At 38.9% G+C, this 22,695-nt stretch carries 22 protein-coding genes and 1 pseudogene; 11 read left to right on the top strand and 12 right to left on the bottom strand.

Annotated elements, in window-relative coordinates; all coding sequences use genetic code 11:
• Window positions 1-423: 423 nt before the first annotated feature.
• On the top strand, window positions 424-1,329 hold the full coding sequence (locus NMG88_RS01540) for a calcium-binding protein (RefSeq protein WP_254035039.1): 906 nt from the start codon (window positions 424-426) through the stop codon (window positions 1,327-1,329).
• Between the two features lie 63 nt (window positions 1,330-1,392).
• Here the strand turns inward: NMG88_RS01540 and yidD are convergent, their stop codons facing one another.
• From yidD to NMG88_RS01525, 3 genes are read right to left on the bottom strand one after another with little or no spacing between them, the layout of a single operon-like run.
• Entirely contained in the window at window positions 1,393-1,617 is a 225-nt protein-coding gene (yidD, locus tag NMG88_RS01535) for a membrane protein insertion efficiency factor YidD (RefSeq protein ID WP_026787206.1), read from the bottom strand.
• 16 nt (window positions 1,618-1,633) lie between these two features.
• On the bottom strand, window positions 1,634-2,527 hold the full coding sequence (gene truB / locus NMG88_RS01530; RefSeq protein WP_254035038.1) for a tRNA pseudouridine(55) synthase TruB: 894 nt from the start codon (window positions 2,525-2,527) through the stop codon (window positions 1,634-1,636).
• 47 nt (window positions 2,528-2,574) lie between these two features.
• Complete coding sequence (locus NMG88_RS01525; protein ID WP_042156952.1) at window positions 2,575-3,417, bottom strand: calcium-binding protein; 843 nt, start codon at window positions 3,415-3,417, stop codon at window positions 2,575-2,577.
• A 141-nt stretch (window positions 3,418-3,558) separates the two neighbouring features.
• On the opposite strand from NMG88_RS01525, the gene NMG88_RS01520 reads away from it, so the two are divergent.
• Together NMG88_RS01520 and ligA are read left to right on the top strand one after the other, a co-directional pair.
• The gene (locus NMG88_RS01520; RefSeq protein ID WP_026797504.1) at window positions 3,559-4,512 is read left to right on the top strand and encodes an Npun_R2479 family HD domain-containing metalloprotein; all 954 of its coding nucleotides are present in this window, start codon (window positions 3,559-3,561) and stop codon (window positions 4,510-4,512) included.
• A gap of 228 nt (window positions 4,513-4,740) precedes the next feature.
• Window positions 4,741-6,789: an NAD-dependent DNA ligase LigA gene (gene ligA / locus NMG88_RS01515; RefSeq protein ID WP_254035037.1), complete on the top strand. Its 2,049-nt coding sequence runs from the start codon at window positions 4,741-4,743 to the stop codon at window positions 6,787-6,789.
• A gap of 62 nt (window positions 6,790-6,851) precedes the next feature.
• On the opposite strand, the gene moeB is transcribed toward ligA, so the two are convergent.
• The 4 genes from moeB to pdxA form a co-directional block, all read right to left on the bottom strand.
• Window positions 6,852-8,024 (bottom strand): molybdopterin-synthase adenylyltransferase MoeB, encoded by a 1,173-nt coding sequence (moeB, locus tag NMG88_RS01510; RefSeq protein ID WP_042151169.1) that lies wholly within the window; start codon window positions 8,022-8,024, stop codon window positions 6,852-6,854.
• Window positions 8,025-8,111: 87 nt separating this feature from the next.
• Window positions 8,112-8,585, bottom strand: a complete 474-nt coding sequence (locus tag NMG88_RS01505; RefSeq protein WP_235750891.1) for a M67 family metallopeptidase — start codon at window positions 8,583-8,585, stop codon at window positions 8,112-8,114.
• Window positions 8,586-8,622: 37 nt separating this feature from the next.
• Entirely contained in the window at window positions 8,623-9,822 is a 1,200-nt protein-coding gene (locus tag NMG88_RS01500; protein WP_235750890.1) for an MFS transporter, read from the bottom strand.
• Between the two features lie 5 nt (window positions 9,823-9,827).
• Window positions 9,828-10,865 (bottom strand): 4-hydroxythreonine-4-phosphate dehydrogenase PdxA, encoded by a 1,038-nt coding sequence (gene pdxA, locus NMG88_RS01495; RefSeq protein ID WP_254035036.1) that lies wholly within the window; start codon window positions 10,863-10,865, stop codon window positions 9,828-9,830.
• A 115-nt stretch (window positions 10,866-10,980) separates the two neighbouring features.
• Here pdxA and NMG88_RS01490 point away from each other — a divergent pair, with 115 nt between their 5' ends.
• Window positions 10,981-11,964 (top strand): hypothetical protein, encoded by a 984-nt coding sequence (locus NMG88_RS01490; RefSeq protein WP_254035035.1) that lies wholly within the window; start codon window positions 10,981-10,983, stop codon window positions 11,962-11,964.
• A gap of 60 nt (window positions 11,965-12,024) precedes the next feature.
• Here the strand turns inward: NMG88_RS01490 and NMG88_RS01485 are convergent, their stop codons facing one another.
• Window positions 12,025-13,929, bottom strand: coding sequence for an iron uptake porin (locus NMG88_RS01485; protein ID WP_042151157.1), 1,905 nt, complete (start codon window positions 13,927-13,929; stop codon window positions 12,025-12,027).
• A gap of 792 nt (window positions 13,930-14,721) precedes the next feature.
• On the opposite strand from NMG88_RS01485, the gene NMG88_RS01480 reads away from it, so the two are divergent.
• Both NMG88_RS01480 and NMG88_RS01475 read left to right on the top strand, forming a co-directional pair.
• Window positions 14,722-14,844 (top strand): photosystem II protein Y, encoded by a 123-nt coding sequence (locus NMG88_RS01480; protein WP_026787195.1) that lies wholly within the window; start codon window positions 14,722-14,724, stop codon window positions 14,842-14,844.
• Between the two features lie 115 nt (window positions 14,845-14,959).
• Window positions 14,960-15,211, top strand: coding sequence for a MoaD/ThiS family protein (locus tag NMG88_RS01475; protein WP_026793659.1), 252 nt, complete (start codon window positions 14,960-14,962; stop codon window positions 15,209-15,211).
• Between the two features lie 26 nt (window positions 15,212-15,237).
• On the opposite strand, the pseudogene NMG88_RS01470 reads toward NMG88_RS01475, so the two are convergent.
• A pseudogene (locus NMG88_RS01470) lies at window positions 15,238-15,615 on the bottom strand (glutaredoxin domain-containing protein); the annotation flags it as partial.
• 474 nt (window positions 15,616-16,089) lie between these two features.
• Between NMG88_RS01470 and rpaB the strand changes: the two are divergent.
• Complete coding sequence (gene rpaB / locus NMG88_RS01465; protein ID WP_027254861.1) at window positions 16,090-16,851, top strand: response regulator transcription factor RpaB; 762 nt, start codon at window positions 16,090-16,092, stop codon at window positions 16,849-16,851.
• Window positions 16,852-17,050: 199 nt separating this feature from the next.
• Here the strand turns inward: rpaB and trmB are convergent, their stop codons facing one another.
• Together trmB and csaB are read right to left on the bottom strand one after the other, a co-directional pair.
• On the bottom strand, window positions 17,051-17,689 hold the full coding sequence (trmB, locus tag NMG88_RS01460) for a tRNA (guanosine(46)-N7)-methyltransferase TrmB (protein ID WP_042151148.1): 639 nt from the start codon (window positions 17,687-17,689) through the stop codon (window positions 17,051-17,053).
• A gap of 30 nt (window positions 17,690-17,719) precedes the next feature.
• Window positions 17,720-18,760 (bottom strand): polysaccharide pyruvyl transferase CsaB, encoded by a 1,041-nt coding sequence (csaB, locus tag NMG88_RS01455; RefSeq protein WP_235765553.1) that lies wholly within the window; start codon window positions 18,758-18,760, stop codon window positions 17,720-17,722.
• A 111-nt stretch (window positions 18,761-18,871) separates the two neighbouring features.
• On the opposite strand from csaB, the gene NMG88_RS01450 reads away from it, so the two are divergent.
• The 4 genes from NMG88_RS01450 to NMG88_RS01435 are packed head-to-tail and all read left to right on the top strand — an operon-like array spanning window position 18,872 to window position 21,378.
• Window positions 18,872-19,177, top strand: coding sequence for a DUF2499 domain-containing protein (locus NMG88_RS01450; protein WP_026787189.1), 306 nt, complete (start codon window positions 18,872-18,874; stop codon window positions 19,175-19,177).
• Between the two features lie 54 nt (window positions 19,178-19,231).
• Entirely contained in the window at window positions 19,232-19,528 is a 297-nt protein-coding gene (locus tag NMG88_RS01445; protein ID WP_027254857.1) for a DUF3593 domain-containing protein, read from the top strand.
• 4 nt (window positions 19,529-19,532) lie between these two features.
• On the top strand, window positions 19,533-20,747 hold the full coding sequence (locus tag NMG88_RS01440; RefSeq protein ID WP_235758367.1) for a phosphate/phosphite/phosphonate ABC transporter substrate-binding protein: 1,215 nt from the start codon (window positions 19,533-19,535) through the stop codon (window positions 20,745-20,747).
• Window positions 20,748-20,784: 37 nt separating this feature from the next.
• On the top strand, window positions 20,785-21,378 hold the full coding sequence (locus NMG88_RS01435) for a hypothetical protein (RefSeq protein ID WP_227349899.1): 594 nt from the start codon (window positions 20,785-20,787) through the stop codon (window positions 21,376-21,378).
• Between the two features lie 141 nt (window positions 21,379-21,519).
• Here the strand turns inward: NMG88_RS01435 and NMG88_RS01430 are convergent, their stop codons facing one another.
• Window positions 21,520-22,689: an FAD-dependent oxidoreductase gene (locus NMG88_RS01430; RefSeq protein ID WP_042151139.1), complete on the bottom strand. Its 1,170-nt coding sequence runs from the start codon at window positions 22,687-22,689 to the stop codon at window positions 21,520-21,522.
• Window positions 22,690-22,695: the final 6 nt, after the last annotated feature.

Here is a 22,695-nt window from a genome sequence, read left to right as displayed (position 1 = left end):
CCAAGAACGGATGTGAGATCAGGGCGTATTCCTGTTGTGTCCATTGAAGACCAAGATATAAATTTCTCAATCTCTTGCTATTTTATTGACACTTCTGTTAAGCTGATACGATATTTTTTTACTCATTACTGACGGGTGCTTGGCTTCACTCCAATGGGTTCTAGTCGGTGGTGTCAAACCATTGTTTGCACCTACAAGAGATGGACTTTGCTCAATTTTCAACATCGTCCCTTTTTCTGTTAAAATGCACTGGATTGTTTGTTCTCTTTAGGATAAACTAAGCGTGGTGTTCATTGACCGACTGGAATCTCTGGTAAGTTGAAGTTTAATCATCTCTAAAGCTACCAGTAACTAAGTTCCTATTGTAGAATCCCCAAAGAATCGAAACGCTAACATTATTTAACTCAAGTGAGGAGCACTTAAATGTCTCAGATAGTAACATCCGAAGGCGTAGCATCAGTAACACTAGCAGGGGGCGGAGTTGCCCTAAATGCTGTCCCAGGTAAGGCTAATAGCATTTCAGGTACGGCTGATACCAATTTAATTCAAGGTGCTGGTCTTAATGATACTCTCTCGGCTGGACTCGCAGCCCCTGTTGTCATTTATGGTTTCAGTGGCGATGATCTGATCTATGGTAGTAACGTCGATACCGATGAGCTTTACGGGAACATAGGAAATGACACCATCTATGGTCTAGGTGGCAAAGACTTCATTGCTGGTGGTGAAGGAAATGACCTGCTCTATGGTGGTGATGGAGATGATACCGTCTTTGGTGACCTAGGAAACGATACGATTTCCGGTGGCGCTGGCAATGACATCCTTGGTGGCGGTGAAGGAAATGACTTAATTTATGGTGATGACGGCAATGACATTATCTGGGGTGAAAAGGGTAATGACAACCTCTATGGTGGGGCCGGAAACGATACCATCTATGGTGGTGCCGGCGACGATGTGATTGCTGGTGGAGACGGAAATGACTTCATTAATGGAGACAAAGGCAATGATAACTTATCTGGTAATGCCGGAAGTGACACATTTGCCTTTAGTCAAGTTGGCACTGCTAATGCCGATGTAGTGGTTGATTTCGTATCGGGAACTGACAAGATTGCTTTGGCTTCTAGTACGTTCACATCTCTGGGTGTCAGTGTAGAAACCAGTGAATTCACAGTGGTTGCTAACTTCAACCCTGCAACTCCTGCTGCTACTGCTGGATTGGTTTATGACTCTAACAATGGTAAGTTATACTTCGTCACTGGTGGTGCTGCACAAGAAGTAGCTACCTTTGTGAATAATCCTGCTCTGAAAGCTACTGACTTTGAACTATTCTAAGTCTTAATTTGTAGTAATTCAGAACTAGGGGTAGCTTAGTCTACCCCTTTTTTATTTATCAGTCTAATCTTCGGGTTTGGGAGGAATAGGATCATAACCCCCTGGATGATAGGGATGACAGCGTAAAATTCGCTTGAGTGCTAACCAACTTCCTTGAATGATTCCAAAGGTTTCTAGGGCTTCAATGGCATATTGGGAACAGGTGGGATGGAAGCGACAAGCGGGGGGAAATAGGGGAGAAATCAACAATCTGTAGCCTTTAATTAGGGTAATTAATAGGGTTTTGATCATATTAAAAAATCGGTTAATTTTCGGTGAGAACAATTTGAGGAGCGAGGAGAATTTGATCGGGAGTTTCGATTAATTTTCCTATTCCTAATAGTTGTTGATTTTGATCGTAGACACTCACGGGACGATCTTCTATTATTTGATTTTCTACAACAATAGATTGTCCTTGAAACCAACGTTTTATTGATTCATAATTTAGGATAATTTTTGTTAAATGATTTAAAGGAATATTTGGAGATAGGGGCGAAAAGGTTTGCTGTTGAACTTGGGTTTCTAAGGTTTCCAAGGTTAGACTATTTTCTAAATCAAAACCACTACTTTCGGTTCTAATTAAATTAGCTAAAGTAGCTCCAGTATTAAGTATAGCTCCTAAATCCCTAGCAATAGAGCGAATATAGGTTCCTGAACCACAGGCGATCGCAATTTCTAATTCGGGAAATTCCCCAGGATACCAATTAAGAATTTTCAGATCAAAAACTTCGACTGTCCGACTGGGAACCTGAATAACTTCTCCTTTTCTGGCTAAATGATATAAGCGTTTTCCTTGAACATGAATCGCACTATAAATAGGAGGAACTTGTTCGATTTTACCGATAAATTGAGGGAGAATTTCTTGAATTTGTTCAAGTTGTAAATGCGGTACAGATTGAACAGTTAAGGTTTCTCCTTCTAAGTCATCGGTGGTGGTGGTGACACCGAATTTAATTCTAGCATGATAAGCTTTATGAGAAGGGAGAAATTGCAATAAACGAGTGGCTTTTCCCAGCGCCATTGGTAATACTCCCGTTGCGGCGGGATCGAGGGTTCCGGCGTGTCCGACCCGTTTTAATCGTAATATTCGGCGAACTCGCGTCACACAGTCATGGGAGGTGAATCCGGCAGATTTATTAAGGTTGATAAACCCGTACATTAGTATTAAATTTCCTTTATTAAATGGTTGTTTTCTGCTATTATTTATTAAGGTAGAGATTTAAAATTAACCGATGTTAAATTGCCTGTAAAACCAGGAATAAATGCTAGATAAGTGGGGTTATCTCGATCATCTGTCCGAATCAATAAACCGTTAACTCCATTCACACGGTCTGTTTCAAATTTTAGTTTACTAAAAGCTAAATCGTTGGGTAGCAAAATAACATCATCATTTTGATTATAGTCTACAATAATATCTGTTAAAGCAGCATTTCCACTACCAGAATTAACCGAAATAAAGAAAGTATCTTTTCCGTCACCCCCAACTAAAATATCTTGACCTCGATCACCGGATAAAAAATCATCTTTATTTCCTCCAACCAGACAATCATCTCCGGCTCCACCATACAGGGTATTATTATTATCGTCCCCTCCGATCAACAGATCGTTATCGTTATTTCCGAATAAAAAATCTTTACCATTTCCACCTTCTAAAGTATCTGCACCTTTGCCTCCAAATAGGGTATCATCTCCATCACTACCGAGAATAGAATCCCGACCTTGATTACCATTAATATAATCATTTTCAGTTTCCCCATCGATCAAATCTTCACCGTCATCACCAAAAATTGTGTCTCCTCCTCCGCGACCATACAAACTATCTCGCCCTATATTTCCTCGGATAATATCTGCCGCCGCAGTCCCAGCTAGACTAACACCCAGGGTATCTGTGACTTGAGGAATTTGGTTTCCATTTCCACTCAAGCTGCTATTGCCAGAAACGGTACTATCACCTCCGGGAACCGTTGTGCTACCATTAGTCAAGGTGTCCCCGGGTAGGGTGTTGTCGTATAACAGAAAAACTAAATCGGGATCAAATGCGGATGTCATAATCAGTTCAAAATTAGGTTGATCTGAAATTTTGCCCACACCGGGACAACGGATTAATAGAATATAATTAGCTTAAGCCTTAAAACCCATGACTAGATAGCTAATTATCTGGTCTGTAGCACTTTATTTAACTAATAAGTTATGCTTAATGCCACAGCGATTCTAATTGATGTCTTTGTTCAGCAATTACAAGCTGGATACCGTCGAACTTACGGTGGGTTTAAACCCAACTACCCCGAAATTATTGCCTGGGCTGGAACAATGGCACTGGAAAATATTGCCAATTGTGACGCTCTTTACCACAACGTTGAGCATACCATGTTAGTGACGTTAGTGGGACAGGAAATTTTACGCGGAAAACATATTCGGGAAGGTGGAGTTACGACCGAAGACTGGTTACATTTTATCATTTCTTTACTGTGTCATGATATTGGCTATGTGAAGGGTGTTTGTCGTCAAGATCAAGAATCTTTGGGTTTATTTGCAACGGGAATTGGGGATGGAATTGTGCCTATTTCGGTGGGAGCCACATCAGCTAGTTTAACTGCTTATCATGTTGATCGGGGAAAGTTAGTAATTGATGAAAGATTTGGGGGACATAATTTAATTGATGCGGAACAAATTAAACGCAATATTGAGTTAACTCGTTTTCCTGTTCCTGCTGATGAAACCCATCAAGATCGACATAATTATTCGGGACTAGCCCGGGCTGCTGATTTGATAGGTCAACTCAGTGATCCCCGGTATCTGAAAAAGATTAGTTCCCTATTTTATGAATTTGAAGAAGTGGGAACTAACAAAGTTTTAGGTTATAAAACTCCAGGGGATTTACGCCGAAATTATGCTAAATTTTACTGGAATGGAGTGTTTCCTTATATTCCGGCGGCATTAAAATATTTGGAATTAACCCAAGAGGGAAAACAGATTGTGGCTAACCTTTACGCCAATGTATTTCAAGTGGAAAATGAATCTCGAATTTTGCAAGGAATTAATCAATTTCCGGCTGATGTCAATGGTGGAAGTCAAAATGATAAGAACAAAGAGAACGACTTAAATGATCAAAAATCCTTTGAGTTGACGGGTTTAAATTTATAGAAACTCAAAATTGATCGGAAAAACGGTAATTCCTAATTGAGAAAGGGAGGTTAATTTATTAATCTTCCTTTTACTATCTTTGATAGTAGGGAACAGACCCCCCAAACCTCCCGTGTACGGGGGGTTTGGGGGGGGAGGGAACAGAGGGTAAAAGACTTAACCGTAAGCTTTCTTTGTCCTAACTACCAAGCTCGACTGCTATACATTCACAGGTTTGAGGTATTAACAATGATAGAAATTACCCCAGAAATTCAGCAACGAATTGAAGAATTAAGACGGTTATTGCAGAAAGCTAGTTATGAATATTATGTCCTAGATGCGCCCACAATGGCGGATTCTGTTTATGATCAATTATATCGAGAATTGCAAGATTTAGAACAACAATATCCTGAATTAATTACGACCGATAGTCCAACTCAACGAGTAGGAGAAAAACCCGCAACTCAATTTCAATCCGTTAAACATAATATTCCTTTGTACAGTTTAGATAATGCTTTTAATTTTAATGATTTAAAAACTTGGCAAGAGCGAGGTCTAAAAACAGCTACAAATACATCAGAATTTCCGACTTATATTTGTGAATTAAAAATAGATGGATCTGCCTTAGCATTAACTTATGAAAACGGAATATTAGTTAGATGTGCAACCCGAGGAGATGGGATAACCGGGGAAGAAATTACTCAAAATGTAAAAACAATTCGTTCAATTCCCTTGAAATTAGAATTAGAAAATCCACCTAATTTAGTTGAAGTTCGAGGGGAAGCATTTTTATCATTAAAAGTATTTGAAATAATTAATCAAGAAAGACAAAAAGAAAGGGGATCATTATTTGCTAATCCTAGAAATGCTGCGGCTGGAACTTTAAGACAATTAGACTCTAAAATTGTCGCCCAACGGAAACTAGATTTTTTTGCCTATACTTTACATATTCACGAACAGAATAATTTAGAAATAGTTTCTGCTCAAACCCAATGGGATAATTTAGAATTATTGCAAAAAATGGGGTTTAAAGTTAATCCTAATCGTCAACTTTGTTCCAGTTTAGACGAAGTGATCAAATATTGTGAATATTGGGATCAAAAACGGCAAAATTTACCCTATATGACCGATGGAGTGGTAATTAAAATTAATCCCTTATCTCTACAGGAAAAATTAGGATTTACCCAGAAATTTCCGCGATGGGCGATCGCTTATAAATATCCGGCGGAAGAAATGCCAACTCAAATTAAATCTGTTACTGTACAAGTGGGGAGAACTGGAGCTTTAACCCCCGTTGCGGAACTTAACCCGATTTTACTGGCAGGTACAACGGTGCAAAGAGCGACATTACATAACCGCGATCGCCTAGCTGAATTAGATCTGCATATCGGTGATACGGTAATTGTCCGCAAAGCTGGGGAAATTATTCCCGAAGTCGTAAAAGTATTATTAGAATTGCGCCCCCAGGACGCTAAAAAGTTTGAAATGCCAACCCATTGCCCTGAATGCGGTCAGGCGGTTGTACAGTCATTAGGAGAGGCGGTAACGAGATGTATTAATGATTCTTGTCCGGCAATTTTACAAGGATCTTTGATTCATTGGTGTTCCAGAGATGCCTTAGATATTAATGGTATTGGGGATAAATTAGTTCAACAGTTTGTTAATAAAAAATTAGTTAATTCCGTAGCAGATTTATATGATTTAACCGTTGAACAATTAATGACTTTAGACCGGATGGGGGAAAAGTCAGCGACTAAAATTATTCAGGCGATCGCAACTTCTAAAAACCAACCTTGGGCGCGGGTATTATATGGTTTAGGAATTCGTCATGTTGGCAGTGTGAATGCCGAATTAATTACCCAAAAATTCAAGAGTGTTGAACAATTAACCCCAGCATCCGCCGCCGAAATTGAAGGTGTTTATGGCATCGGGCCAGAAATTGCCTATTCTGTCTATGAATGGTTTAATCTTCCTGCCAATCAACTATTAATAGAAAGATTAAAAACCGCAGGATTAGAGCTTGCAAATTCAGAAAAAATAGACTATAATCAAAGTAATGAACCTCAAACCTTGGCAGGCAAAACTTTTGTAATTACAGGAACATTACCAACATTAAAACGGGAAGACACAAAAAAATTAATTCAAAATGCCGGAGGAAAAGTCACGGATTCAGTTAGTAAAAAAACAGATTATGTAGTAGTAGGAGAAGAAGCAGGATCTAAACTTAAAAAAGCCCAAGATTTAGGAATTACCCTATTATCAGAAGCAGAATTACTAACTTTAATATCTGGTGTTTAAGCAAAGAGGGTTGGGAGACCCAACCCCTACAGGTTTTGAGCACAAATCAATGCAATCTCAACCTAATATTCGGGAACTGAAGCATCAATTTCTCGACTCCAAGCCAGAATTCCACCTTTAACGTTAGTTCCTGAAATTCCTGCTTCCTTGAGAATCCCTAAAGCTTTTCCCGAACGCATTCCCGATTTACAATGGGCAATTAAACGATGACCATTTAACAGTTCTTTGACTTGTTCAATGCCTTTTCCCTGCTCAATATCGGGTAAAGGAATTAACACCGAACCCGGAATTTTAGCGATTTCATATTCATGGGGATTACGAACATCAATTAATAGGAAATCATCCGCCCCACTATCAAGTAATTGTTTAAGTTCCTCAACGGTGATTTCAGGAATATTCATTTTCTGTTTAGCCTCCTGTTCTTGTGCTTGCGGAATACCGCAGAACTGCTCATAATCAATTAACTTTTCAATCACTGGACGAACAGGATTTGGACGTAATTTTAACTCACGAAACGTCATTTCTAAAGCGTTATATAATAACAAACGTCCGCTTAAAGTTTGTCCTTTTTCCAGAATAATTTTAACGGTTTCTGTGGCTTGAATCACGCCAATCATTCCTGGTAAAATCCCTAAAACCCCGCCTTCTGCACAGGAGGGAACCATTCCGGGGGGAGGAGGTTCGGGGTATAAATCCCGGTAGTTGGGCCCATCTTGGTAATTAAAAACCGTTGCTTGACCCTCAAACCGAAAAATTGACCCGTAGACGTTAGGTTTGTTCAGTAACACACAGGCGTCATTCACCAAATATCGGGTCGGGAAATTGTCGGTTCCATCTACAATCACATCATAGGGTCGCAGCAGGTCGAGGGCATTTTCTGAACTGATGCGGGTATTGTAGAGGTCAACTTGACAAGCGGGGTTAATCTCCAAAATCCGGTTTTTCGCCGATTCAATTTTGGGTTTCCCCACCCAAGCAGTCCCGTGAATAATTTGGCGTTGCAGGTTGGAGGTATCCACCACATCAAAATCAACAATTCCGATGCGTCCAATACCCGCCGCCGCCAAATATAGCAGCAAGGGCGAACCTAGTCCCCCGGTTCCGATGCAAAGCACACTCGCCGCTTTTAAGCGTTTCTGACCTTCCAGACCGACTTCTGGTAAAATCAAGTGGCGGGAGTACCGTTCGTAGTCGTCTTTCGTTAACTGGATTTCATCCAGATTCGGATTTAGCATAGCAATTTTGACAAAAAATATAACCGTCCCAGTTAGGGATTTGGGTCATCAAAACTATATATTATAGCTGAGGATGGGGAAGATCGGTTAATGTGTGATTAAGGGTTCGGACTGAAATTGATGATGTTGATCTAAAATCCAGTTTTGTAGGTCGGTGGTTTTTCCTTTTTCGACGGAAATAATAATATAAGAATAGTCTGACCAAGCACAAACTCGATCAAATTCGGAGGGAATGGCGGGATAATCGGGATGGGAATGATAAATACCTATTATGATTAAATTGCGATCTCGTCCTTGTTTTTGAGCTTGAATCATTTGTTGAGGAGAAATGGTAAACCTACGTTCTGAGGTAACGGGTTTATTAGTAGTTTCTACTTCCTCAAAGGTTTTGGCTGTTTCAGAATTCCAAGCGTTTTCTGTAGGAATAATATCTACAATTATTTTATCATAATTTTCGTTAATTTCGCCCATTAATAAACCGCAACATTCCTGGGGATAGGTTTGTTCGGCGTGGGTAGAAATAGCTTTAATCTGTTCTGAGGATATTGTTAATTTAGACATCGGTTAAGGTTTATTTTAGAATAGATCAGAATTGTCTTTATTCAGTTATTTTAGGAATTGTTAATTTCGGCAAAAATAATACCAAAAAAGTTGTAATTAAAAATGCCATCATCCCCAAGCGATAATTGATTATAAGGTCAACAGTTCCCAATTTTTTGATGATGAAATCATATCCACTCATCGCCAAAGAAAACGCCCCAAAATATACTCCTATTCCTAAACCGCTCTTCTGGGATGGAAATAAAGAAAAGGCAATGGGGACAATTCCATTGGCGACTAAACTATAGCTGGCAATCATTAATAAACTAACCAGAATAATTATAATTTTATTCACAACAAAAGACGAGAATAATAATAAAATAGCTGTTGTTATTAATCCGATTAATGTTGCTTTATTATTGCCAATTTTAACAGCAAACAATCCCGCAGGAATGGAAGTAAATGCTAATAAAATTAACCCAGAAAACATAATTAATTGGGTATTGCCACCATAATTTTTGATGATTTGAGGAAAAACTTCCCCTAAGATTAATCGAGATCCTAATGCTACAAATAACCCTAATAATGCCACAAAAACTAAGTTTCTGAAATATAATTTTTGAGTCGGTTCTTCTGACTGAGGAATAACGCTCAAATCAGGATTAAAATATCTTAAAATACCCACAGAACCCAATAAAACTAAAGACCCAATACTAAAGGTAATTCCCGATCCTAAACTGAGAATAAACTGACTAGAAATAGGACGAATTGCACCGATAATACCCCCCGTAACAACTAAAATACTCATGGCTTGGGGGAGTTTTGTTTGTACAGCATATTGACCTAATAAAGCCGTAACTGGACTTCTAAAAACCGCCATAGCAACGCCCCATAAAATTAATAGAATTGGGAATATCCAATGTAGGGAATTAAGAGATTGACCAAAAATATAAAAGGCGGGAATTGCTATAAATAAACCGGAAGATAAAATTACCCCTAAACTAATTAAAGGAAAACGAGTTCCTAGCCATTTTCGTTGACGGTCAGAAAAATTTCCTGCTATGGGTTCAATAATTACTCCTAACGCATTTTCAATTACTAAAATAGTTGGGAATAAACCCGGAAATCCCAAGGAAGCTAAAAGTTGAGGAACATATAATCTATACAGTAACCAAGTTAAGCTAATTGCTCCTTGAACTAAGGATAATCCGATTAACTGAAACCAGAGAATAGACGGTTTAGAATTTGAGGTTGACATCGGAATTAAGGGTTAATACGATTATTGACTAATTCTATACCTAATTCTATGGCTGCTTTCATACTTGACCCATCAGCTATTCCTTTTCCCGCAATATCAAAGGCTGTGCCATGATCGGGAGAAGTTCTAATAAAGGGTAAACCAATTGTAGTATTGACTGCCCGATCAAATGCCATTAATTTAACCGGAATTAACCCTTGATCATGATACAATGCGATGTAGGCATCATGGGCATTTTTTCCTAAATTAAACCAGGCTTGACCGGGCTTAACCCACATTGTATCAGGGGGAATGGGGCCGTCTAATTGAATATAGGGATAGCGATCGCGTTGTTGATTTAACCAAGGAATTAACCAGTCTTTTTCTTCTGTTCCTAACTGCCCATTTTCTCCGCTATGGGGATTTAATCCGGCTACGGCAATTCTAGGATTTTCTAATCCAAATTCATGGCGTAAACAATCGACCAATAACTCTAATTTTAAACTCATTAATTCCGGGTTTAAGGTTTGGGAAATTTGCGTTAGGGGAATATGGGTCGTAGCTAATAGAGTTCTTAATGTCCAGCCTGTATAGGGAGAGCGGGCAACAAATAGCATTCCAAAGCGTTTAACCTTGGCTTTTTCTGCTAAAAATTCCGTTTGTCCGGGATAATTATAACCCGCTAAATTCCAGAGATTTTTAGCGATTGGCCCGGTGATAATTCCATCAAATTCTCCTTGTAAAGTTCGGGTAATAGCTGTATCCAAATATTGAAAACTGACCGCCCCACTGGTTTGATTTCCGACCCCGATTTCTAATGGGGGTAAACTCGGATCAGGATCTAAACTAATCACCCGTAACTGATTAGGTTTTGCCGCCTGAAATCCCTGATTTTGTAATTGCTGATAGGTTGCTTGTAAAATGCGATCGCTTCCCACTATAGTTAGATTACACTGTTGATGCAGTGCTGGATCAGCTAAAACTTTTAATATTACTTCTGGCCCTATTCCTGATGGATCGCCTAATGTTATCGCTAAACGAGGTAATTTTTTAGATTGAAGCATAATTCAAAATCCTTAAAACTATGTTAATTTTAATTGATATCATACAGTAATCCTAAAATTGTAGTAAGCCCTTCAGGGCTTTCTTTCCCTTATTTCTTCCCACTTTTAGCTAAATATGAATATTCCCTCAACCATTAATGTCGCCATCGGTTTATTTTTTATTTATTTGCTTCTGAGCTTATTAATATCAGAAATACAAGAATTTTTAGCCAGTTCTATATTTGATTGGAGAGCCAAAAATTTATATCGTTCTATTCAATTTATTTTAGGAGATTCAGCAACAGAACTTCTGTACCAATACCCTTTAATTAAATCTTGGAAAGATTATAAACAACGGGTGAATAAAAATTCTGTTGGGCCGTCTTATATTCCTAATTCCACCTTTGCTTTAGCATTAATTAGTGTAATTATAGAAAAGTCTGGAGTTCAACCCGAAATCAATAGTTTAACCATTGATGATTTTATTCTAGCTATTGACTCAGAGGAGATTAAACAGTTTTTTGATCCAGATCAAATTAAACTATTCAAAATTTTAGCCATAAAAACCAAAAATCAAGCCGGAGATACTGCTAATTTTGAATCCTTAGAAACAGCGATCAGCGATTGGTTTCAACAGTCTATGACCAGAGCATCGGGAGTCTATAAACGGCAAGTCAAACTGATTACACTTACCATTGGATTCCTAGTAGCTATGGGATTAAATGCAGATACATTAAATATTACTAACCGTCTTTTTCAAGAACCTATTTTACAGGAAAATCTCAGTCAAAGTATTGATATTGTTTTAACTAACAATCCTAATTCTCCCTTGAATAACTGTTTAAATTCAGATGCTGAATTTACAAAAAATTGTCAAGATTTAACCGAAAATTTTCTCTATTCTTATTTATTTGACTTTTCTTCCTTGCCTTTAGGATGGGATCAATCTAACTTAAATCAACAGTTTAATTCAGGGGAAAATATTGTTATTCAACTATTTAAAGTTATCATGGGCTGGGGATTAACTGCGATCGCAATTTCCATGGGTTCTTCCTTTTGGTTTGATATTCTCAACAAATTAATTAACGTTCGGAATACCGGATCAAAACCCCAATCTTGAAGTCATAAAAAAACCAGCCTCTTAAAGAAACTGGTTGATTCAATAAATATTAAAAGGGAATTAGAAGCGGAAAGTTGTCCGCAATGTTCCCACAACAATCGTGTTGTTGTTGCTATTATGATCAGGATTGGTGACGACGTAGAAACCAGGTGTCACAGCAATGTACTCGCTGAGGGGTAAGCGATAGAAGCCTTCAATATGAATGGAGGTGTCTCTGTCTTCTAAGCCATTAATATCATGACTGACGACTTTCGGAGGCATCCCCACAATTAAACCCCCAGCATCTCCTTCTCGGAGGATATCGGGAAATCCTAACACCGCAGCCCAGTTGATAATGGTTGCATTACTGTTACCACCATTCTTCTGGTCAGCCCAGGTACTTCCAAACCAACCGCCGATGGAGAAATGGCTGGCGACTCTCCAGTTCATTTGTACGCCCAGGTTATCTGTGGTTGTGGCATTATTACCGAAAGGTCTATTAGCACCCCAACTCCCCGTACCACCGGAAACGTATACGTTATCGTTACTGAAGTAACGGTGGTTATAATCCAAGGAAAAAGCCAGGTTATCAGTTGGCGCAAAGACTAATTGAGCCATGGCACCATAGGTACCATTGAACATACCTGTACCCTGGCTGGCTTGAGAAGCAAAACCATCATCGGCCATATAACCCAGGTTAGCTTTAAAAGCGTGACTAAAGGCATATTCCACACCTAAGCCCGTACCAGAAGGGCCCTGGAATGTCGTCGGGTTGAAGCGTCCAAAGCGGGAAATTGAACCACCGGCATCATCACCAAAGGGAGTCAGAACATCTTGAATATCATCCAAGGCTAACCCTTTTGCACCGACCCAGACTAAACCTTTTCCTTGGGAGAAGGGGTAACGGTAGGTGAGGTTATCCAGAGTCACGTTGCCAGGTTGACCATCAATGCCCGTCCGAGACATTAGGGTATTGGTGACATCAAAAGCACTCAAATCCGGTATGGATTGGGCTTGTAAACGGGTTCTGAGTAAATCTTGGCCCGTGAAACTGGTATCAAAGTTTAAACGAGCGCGGTAGCCAAAATAGGCTTCGGCGGGGTCATCGCTCGTATCGGCAAACTGACCGACCACATTATAAGACGCCCGATCTCCAAGGGCATCTCCTGGCCAGAACACCACTTCTCCCCGTAGTTTAGTAGTGGTAGAGAATTGATTGGCTTCCAGTTCTCCGGCGCGGGCTTCTAATACCGTAATTCTTCCGCGCAGACTGGCTAATTCGGCTGCAAATTCTTCCATGAGGCGTTGCAGTTGCGCCAAATCCTCACGGGTGACTAAATCTTTGGTTGAGGCAGCAATCAGTTCATTAATCCGCTCTAAACAGGCATTCACCCCAGCAGCGAATTCAAAACGGGTTAAAGCACGATTCCCTTTGAAAGTTCCATCGGGATATCCTGCAATACACCCATAGCGTTCTACTAAGGATTGTAGAGCTTGGAACGCCCAGTCCGTCGGTTGAACGTCGGACAGTTGGGAGACGGAGGTAACTTGAGCTTGACGCTTGTTGCCCCGACCTTCACGGCCATATTCATTAAGCTGTTGCATCACCTCGGCGTTATTGGCCGCATCGCCTTGAGGTGCAGCATCGAGATCAGCTAGGGGAATCTCGCTGTTAGCGGGAGTTTCGATGCCTCTACTGTTCCCTGCTCCAGCATGGGGATTCACGGGAACCTGAGCTAACTGTTGCGGTGGGGTGAGGGTCAAAATGTCCAAAGGATTCACAGAGACTTGCTCACTGATTTTTAACTCAGTTTGGATGGGTTCCAAAGGGGTTTCTGCCGGGGCAGATACTTCGGTTGCCGCTGCAATCGCAGTGGGCCCGGCCTTAGTCACGGGTAACTCTGCTAATGCTGTCATCGGGGCTAATAAACTAGCTCCTAAGACGGCAGGACTGAGTAGCCATGCTTTCAGTAGTATTTTCGACACTCTATTTGCTCCTCACACGGGTCTAATTTTGATATTCTAGCAAGCACTTTCACCAAACCTACAACCATCAATTAAAATCTGGGATTTTTTTGATGTTGGTTTTGTTCCGACTTCAGGGGTGGAAGTGTTGGCACAATCCAGTCCACAGGCTCCCACGGACAAGTTATCCGCCGAATATTATTCACTCACTTGATTGTTGTGAGGTTGTCTGTGGTTCTTGAATTTTTCAGATTCTATCAGACTGAATCTGATTTAACCAGGTTATGCTGATCTGTTGGAAATCCCTATTCTACCCTAATTCTTGCCAGATGACCTAACAGATTAGAGCTTAGACCATTTAATGGGTAATGGGTAATGGGTAATGGGTGTAAGGATGAGGTTAGGGGTGAAATACAAACTGCCCATGCTATTGAATCAGACGCCGAATTTTGCCGTATACGGCGTAGGATTTGCCGTCGGCAGACTCCCGGACTTCATCCACCACATATAGAACTCCTTCAGCTACCCTGTTCCCTCCCCCCCTAGCCCCCTGTGCACGGGGGGTTTGGGGGGATGTTCCCTCTCTCAACTAGGTAATTTATTTTGTGCAACTACTTATAAGTATTTTAACTCAAGGATTGTAACAAAACTTTATATTCTGGGATCGGGTTCTCATTCTACTGATCCTCGTAATCTGATAAAATGGGGTTAACAGAACTGGCAAAACAGCCTCAGTCCTCTCTTGATTACCAGAATAGTTGGAATCAAAACAAAAAGATGAAAGATGTTTAAAAAACTTTAGAAGGAGAATCTATGGATTTCGATTTTCGCATTTTGATTGTTCTATTACCCCTAATTGCAGCATTGGGTTGGGTTTTTTTTAATATTGGTGCGATCGCCATTGGACAAGTTCAACGCTTTTTAAATAAAAGTTAAACGTAACTTCTCAGCGATATTTCTTCCTATCCTGTTATGATACGGGGTAGGTTTTTTTCTAAAATGGGTAATGGCTAATGGGTAATGGGTAATGGGTAATGGGTAATTACGAATTATGTCAATCACAGTTACGGTGAAACTATTTGCAGTCTTTCAAGAAGCCTACAAAGTTCCAGAATTAGTATTGAATTTTCCACCAAAAACTCCCATTTCTGCAATTTTAGATCGGTTAATTCAAGAACACCCAGAACTAGAAAAATGGCGAAATGTCACCAGGTTTGGAATTAACCTAGAATTCGTTAATCCTGATACTGAAATACAGGATAAAGATGAAATTGTTTTAATTCCTCCGGTTAGTGGTGGTTAATTCCCTGAACTATTAAAAAGGAATTATTAGACTCCAAAATGCTTGGCTAAATCCTCAGAACCACCAATTAGTTTTCCATCAATAAAAAGTTGAGGAACTGTGGTACTTCCGGTGACTGCTTGCAAACTTTTGGTTGTAATTTCTTTCCCTAAAACAATTTCTTCAAAAGCAATTTCTCGCTCTTTTAATAGGGCTTTAGCACGGGCGCAGTAGGGACAACCTACTTTTGTAAACAGCGAAACTAAAGGGAGTTTGACCGCATTAGGATTAATATATTTGAGTATAGTTTCTGCATCGGAAACTTCAAATGGATCGCCAGCAACTTCCAGCTCAATAAACATTTTTTCGATGATCCCATCTTTGACTAACATGGAATAACGCCAAGAACGTTTACCAAATCCCAAAATCGTTGTTACTAATTAGGTATAATATAGCAATCCTATTTGAGTTGTGTTTAAAATCCCTGATCAAAAGGGAACACCGGAACAGCCCTGGGGGGCTAGGGGGGGGAAGGGATCTGGGGTAATACTTCTGGCCGTTTCATATCAGTATTGAAATGTTACAACCTATTTAGGATTGCTATAGCACTATTGATGTTTTGTTTAAAAATATTAACCCCCGTAACTGAATATTACGACAAATGGTAGGTTTGTTAAGTTTGATAACAAATTGAAAACTTATGTTATCATAATAGGCAGCAATCTAAGCATCAGACTGAATCACCCACCCCAAGAACAAGTGAATTTCTGTCCCGTCATATCACTATGCAGTTTATCAGAATTTGTGGGTTGAAGCAGTCCTGAGAACCTGTGGGCATTGATGTGATTTGCTTTTGCCTTGCTCGATTAACGGCTGATCCATCTATTATAAAACCAGATATGAGCGTACAAGCACAATTTGACGAAAAACGCAACGGAGAAAAAATTCTAGTTGCTGATGATGAATCCGCGATTCGGCGGATCTTGAAGACTCGTCTTTCCATGGCAGGTTATAATGTTGTAGTCGCCGCCGATGGTTTAGAAGCGCTAGAAATGTTTGAAAAAGAAAGTCCTGATCTTTTGGTTTTGGATGTAATGATGCCGAAATTAAATGGTTATGGCGTGTGTCAAGAACTTCGCACAAAATCAGATATTCCGATTATTATGTTAACCGCTTTAGGGGATGTGGCGGATCGAATTACGGGTTTAGAATTAGGAGCAGACGATTATTTAACTAAACCGTTTTCTCCTAAAGAATTAGAAGCTCGAATTCATGCGATTTTAAGACGGTTTAAAGATACGACTCCATCCCATAGTTTGAGTCCAGAGATGATTCAACTCGAAGCCGTGCGGATTGATACGGTTAAACGACGGGTTTATAAGGGTGATAAAGTGGTTGCCTTAACCTATATTGAATTCAATCTTTTGGAGTTATTAGTTAAACGTTCTGGGAGTGCGGTTTCTCGTTCAGAAATTCTCAAGGAATTATGGGGATATACACCTCGACGGATTGCGGATATGCGGGTTGTGGATGTTCATGTTGCGCGGTTACGAGCAAAAATTGAAGAAGATCAACGCAATCCTGAATATATTTTAACGGTGCGAGGTGTCGGTTATTCTGCTCAACGTTTACCCGGTGTGGAAGAAGCTATTGGTGCTTAATTGTTTTCAAATAAAAACTTTTCAAAATTTAAAGACAACTTTCTTTTTTCTGTTTTTTGTGAATTTTAAATCTCGATTTCCCCCCTGAAAAATAGTTATCATCACTTATAGATTAATAGGGTTTAGGGTCTAAAATCGAGAATTGGAGGATAAATATTCAGGCAAAAATTACAAGTCTGAATGTTTCTCCTCTGTTGTTTTAATCAGATGTCTTGATAAATAAAGCCCGATAAACGGGTTCATTTCGTTCTAAAGTTGATTGTTCTCGTTCTGTCGAAAGGGGAAGGGGATTTTCCGTTAACCAGTCATTTTGGGTACGATGAAAAGCGGGATGTTCAGAAAAGCGATCGCACATTTCTAATGCAACTTCTTGTATATCAGACTGGACAAAAACCTCTGTTCCTGCTGCTAAATAATCGGCTAAATTATTTACTAATTCCGGTTGAACAACTCGGCGTTTTTGATGACGTTTTTTAAACCAAGGGTCGGGAAATTGAATACTAACTCGTTTTAATAATCCTGTTGGTAAGGAGTCTAAAATCGGTTGAATTGAAGTATTAGCATTACAAAATAGATAATATAAATTCGTTAATTCCAGTTGATCTCGGATCATATTAGCTTCCTCAACTAAGGATTCTCGAATTTCTAATCCTAAATAATTCCATTGGGTTTCTAATTGGGCAAATTCGCATAAAAATTGACCTCTAGCGCAGCCAATATCTAAATGAATGGGTTGGTTAGAATTGGTATAAATCTTTGACCAGTCAGGCGGAATTACCGGAATTAGATATTTTTGACTGAGGGGATTAACGTGCTGACGAACTCGGACGCGGGCCATAAATAATGATTGTAAAATGAACAATAGGATTTAATGAAATTGGGAGTATAATAGTTCTTTATGAACTTTTGCCCGATCCACAAAAAACTCGATTTTTCCCTGGGAAAAGGGTTGATTATTAGCATAACAATCAATCCAGATTTTACTAATTAAGTTAGGATCTTCTGGGAGTTGATCAATTTCCCATCCGGGTAATTCTAATTCTTCTATTAAACGGCTAACTTTAGGATCATAACTCAAGGCAAAACAGCGACATTGTTCTGTTGCTGCCATAATTAAACTATGAAATCGCATTCCAATCAAAAATTCAACTCCTCGAAATACTCCTTTTAATTGTCGAGGATCATCTAATATTAGAATCTGACTATTTTCGGGTAGGGCTTGATGTATAATTTGGGCGATCGCTAAATCCTGAATAGGCTGAAACGGAATTAATAAAATAAACGTTTGGGTAGCTTTTTGAAAAGATATTAATGCCTGAGTAATTAATAATAACCGTTCCGGCGTCAATTGGGGGTGAGGTCGCAAAGTCAGGGCAACTCGTGGCGCGGGTAAATCCCACAACCCGGCCACGGGTCGAGATTCCAAGGCCCAAACCGGATCAGGGGCCAGGGTAAAGGGAATATTCCACTTAGATAATAACCTTGCAGAACCCACATCACGCACGCTGACGGCACTACAGCCCGAAAAGGTTTTTTTTGCCAGCCATCGAGAAATAGAACGGTTCAAGGGGCCAATACCCTGGGCCCAGGCAATAGTTGTGAGTCCCATCCGTTGCGCTAATCCCATCAAAGCGCCATAATAAAAAGGACTGATGGCACTGGTCACATCTTGGATCAGACTCCCCCCGCCCCAAATTAAAGCATCGGCGCGACAGAGGGCGTTGAAAACTTCCATCCCATTCATCCGGTCGCAGGCTTCCACCTGATAATGGTTTTGGGTTTGGCTGGGGTTTCCCGACAAGATAATTGGTTCAACCGTAGGCGGTAGCATTTGTAACAGCGATGCTAACAAAGCCTCATCCCCGCCATTGCCCTTTCCATAATATCCACTACAAATTACCCGTTGCATGGCCTCCCCTTTCTCCAGTTCCCAATATTAATATCAGATTGTACGCTAATTAAATTAACATAAATATCAGACTCAAATATTAACTAACTTTCTGTTATCAATTGTCAAATTATGCACGCTTTATCTATTCCGACCTGGGTAATTCATATTTCGAGTGTGATTGAGTGGATTGTCGCGATTTGGTTCATCTGGATTTATGGAGAAGTGACTCAAAATCGAGCTTGGTGGGGTCTTTCCTTCGCCATGTTACCATCTTTAGTCAGCGCCATGTGTGCCTGTACCTGGCATTATTTTGATAATCCTGCCTCCTTAGAATGGTTAGTTACCTTACAAGCAACGATGACAGTTGTGGGAAATACGACCCTTTGTGTGGCGGCTTGGTGGATTTGGCGTAATGCAAATTCCGTTAAAAATTAAGGTATTTAGCTTGATTATACACAACATTTGATTCCGTCTAACCTTTAAAAAACAATGTTTTCAAAAGATACTTTATTTGCGATTTCTCTATTTCCCTATTTAGGGTTTTTGTGGTTTTTAACTCGTTCTGGACAAATGCCCCGTTTAGCTTTAATTGGGTTCTATGGAACATTAGTATTTGTCGCGGTAACAATTCCGGCGGGAATTTATGCCAAAGTAGTTTATCAGGAATCTTTAGCTAATATTGATTGGTTACATGGCGGGGCGGAAGTCTTTTTAACCTTGGCTAATATTTTACTGGTTTTAGGATTTCGCCAAGCGATCATTGAAAAACAATCCTCGCCAGAATAAAAAAATGAGTTCTTCTAAAACTAACCAGGCTTTTATTTTAACCATAAGTGCCATCTTAAGTTTATCTTTATTTGGGATTATGGTTTATCTTTTTGTCAATCCTAAAACGGGTTTAATTCCATTAGTATTTTCAGAAAAACAACAACCAATAAACCGTTTAGAGACAAATTCCCTAACTATTGGAATTTTAGTGAAGTCAGATGATTATACCCCATTAGTTGAATATTTAAAACAACAGTTTGGTGATCAAATTACCATTACTATTGATAGCAAACTTAGGGAATCTTATCAAGAGGTAAAAAACAAACTGGCCACTAAAAAATGGGATATAGCTTTTACCCTTTCCCCGATGATTTCCGTAGCCGCTAAAGATAACGGATATATTTGGGTAGCGCGAATGTTTCCCCAGTCTCCTCCCTATTATCAATCGGCATTATTTGTTGAAAAAAATAGTTCAATTCAGTCTATTTCTGATTTCAAAAATACCACCGTTATTGCTTTAGGAGATTTTAACTCTGCTTCTAGTTTTTATATGCCTAGTTATGATTTATTTGGCAAATCTCTACGGGTAACGATGGGACATAGGGGGGAAGTCATTCAAGAGTTAGTTAGAACTGGGAAAGCCGATGTCGGTGCAGCATCCTATGAAGCGGTTAAAAATGATCCTAATTTTAGGGTGATTCAGAGGAGTAGAAATATTCCAGGGTCAGGGGTATATCTTTCTCCTAATTTGTCAAATAATGATCAAAAAGCGATTACCCAAGCGTTAGTTAATGCTCCTGTAAATATCCAGAAAAAAGCAAATTATGGTGTTGATAGAGAACCGGATTTTTCCTCCTTTATTCAAATTAGTCAGAGAGCAGAAGAAGTATTAAAATGTGCGGATTTCACTCGAAATCCGGTTAACTTTTTCTGTTCTCCAGTAACTTCTACTATTTCATCATCTTTGACAACAAAATCTAATCAAATTATAGGAATTGTTAATGGTTTAACCATGGTAGAAAATCAAATAACTCGGTTAACATTACAATCAAAAGATAAAAAGATTTATTATGTTTTCCTGAATCCAAAAATTTTGAATCAGATTCCTAATGCTGGAAGTGGGTTAAATCTACAAAATAAAACTATTGTAATTAAAGGAGTTATTCCCGAACAACAATCTAATAAAATTGATAAAATTGTGATTACTGACTCCAATCAAATCAGTGTTTTAAATTAACAAATTATCGAGTCGGAGGTAAACTATTATTATTAAATTGTTTTTAATAGGTTTATTACCTATTGTTTTCACTTCTAAAAGTTTTTATCCATCCATAATCGGTTTTTCTTCGAGAGAAATTAAACAGATTATAGCTACGATTATTCCCGATTTTTCTATCCCTAAAATTACTCCTATACAACCTGAGAAAATAGACCTTGACCAATGCGATGAAATTCCATCAGGCTACGGAATTCCTGGGTTTAAGCCAGGTATTGATAAAAATCAAGTCTTTCAGATGTTTGGGACTCCCGCAAAAATAGAAACTGGGTATTGGCCGAATACCCAAGCTGTTTTTTATCATTTAATTCCTAACCGCGTTAGTCTAGGTTTTTTGTTTGATAAAAAATCGGGTAAATTGCGACAAACGGAAGCTGCATTTTCCCAAGAAGTTGAATTAAAAACTATTTTAATTACTTTTAATAGTATGTCAGGTTGTCGCTTAAATTCCACCCTAGAAGCTGGCTTAAAAATGGTTTATAACCGCAAAGATAACGATTATTCTTTTGCAATTGATTCACTCAAAGGTGTTGTTGAGCGACAACAATCTGATCGCATTTATATCGGAATTTGGGAAGCCGATTTACATTAGCTTGTTTCAATCAAAAAGTTCTTTAGTATCTGGTATAGCAAGAGGCAATAGGGAATAGGCAATAGGCACTCTTGTAAATACTTACTGTGAGCAGCTTTTAGCTTTCAAGAATGTCCTAATAGATGCGGCAACTGCTATATGCTATATTTTTAAAAGACTGGAGATTATCCCCTTAAATTGTTTTATGAATTTTTGATCAATATAATCTTTCCATCGCCAAAATAAAGAATTAGGCCCAATATTAAACCATCCTTTTGATGCGATCGCTTTTTGATCTCCTGTCCCAATTAAAGTTAAAAACTCCTTTTGAGGAATAAAAGATTTCAGAGGTTTTTCTTGCGAACTTCTTTTTAAATTTTCAAATAGTGGTTGACCTTGACGCACAGCAAAAACTCCCGCTTTGGGTCGAGGATAATTAACCATTGTAGCGATATCTCCAGCGGCAAAAACTTGGGGATGGGAAATAGATTGTAAGTAATTATTGACTAGAATAAATCCCCTTTCATCCGTTGAAATTCCTGTTTTTTGAACCCAAGGAGATGCTGATGCTTGTGTTACCAAAAAAATGCGATCGCATTCTAGGGTTAGTCCTGATGTACAACGAATAATTTTAACCTGATTCTGATCAATATTACTTACTGTTTGATTTAAGTGTACATTAATATTACGATTTGCGAGAATAGTTTTTACTTTCCGACTTAAATCGGAATTACGTTCAGATAATAGCCGATTACCGCTATGAATCAGATGTAATTCCAACTGATTTAAAGGTTGATTAAATTGTTGATAAATTTGGGTTAGATGGCTATGAATATTGAAAGCTAATTCAACTCCTCCCGCACCACCACCCACAATAGCTAATCTAATTTTTTCTTGCGGATTTTGCTTGATTTTCTCAATTAATTGATCCCAATATTGCAAAAATTGAGAAATAGGTTTAACAGGAATAGTATATTTTATCGCCCCAGGAATAGTTAAGGTTGTCGGAATACTACCAATATCAATTGATAAAATATCAAAGGGAATAGTAGAATTATTTTTACAAATTACTAGATTTTTTTCTAAATCTAAACCTATTGCTGAATCAATATAAAGTTTAGCTTGAGCAAATTGAGCTAAGGACTGTAAATTAATATGGCATTGATTAAAACTATAAAACCCCGCAATATAACCGGGTAACATTCCTGAATATGGGGTTTGAATTACATCCGTAATTAATGTTAATTCAACATTTGATAAGGGATTAATTCCCAATTGTTTTAAGGCGATCGCATGGCTATGTCCTCCACCAATTAAAACCAGTTTTTTCATGACAAT

Origin of the sequence: Planktothrix agardhii (assembly GCF_904830935.1) — a bacterium.
GTDB lineage: Bacteria > Cyanobacteriota > Cyanobacteriia > Cyanobacteriales > Microcoleaceae > Planktothrix > Planktothrix agardhii.
The sequence above is the reverse complement of the archived record's forward strand: the minus strand, read 5'-3'. Positions and strand labels throughout refer to the sequence as shown.